The organism is Marinomonas gallaica (genome assembly GCF_001639745.1).
GTDB classification, from domain to species: Bacteria; Pseudomonadota; Gammaproteobacteria; order Pseudomonadales; family Marinomonadaceae; genus Marinomonas; species Marinomonas gallaica.
Genome location: NZ_LTAX01000113.1, coordinates 1 through 237, shown reverse-complemented (window position 1 = coordinate 237; position 237 = coordinate 1). Strand labels below are relative to the sequence as shown.

General features: G+C 46.8%; 1 pseudogene. It reads right to left on the bottom strand.

From position 1 onward, the window contains the following. A pseudogene (locus AYW76_RS19285) lies at positions 1-237 on the bottom strand (hypothetical protein); the annotation flags it as partial.

Here is a 237-nt window from a genome sequence, read left to right as displayed (position 1 = left end):
AATCCCAAACCGTCACACCCTCATTATCCACTGAGCGTTTCAAAACAGTTCCTCGCAACCCCATTAGATACAAACCATCGTCCGCCTCCACGGTCGAAAAGAACGACCCTTGATAAGGTAGATCGATCGCTTGCCAATTTTCGCCCTTATCCTCACTCTGCATTAACAACCCAGCCTCACCCAGTATCAGTAAGCGTCCCTGTTTTGTTTTAATAATGCGATTGAGGTGCAAGCTAT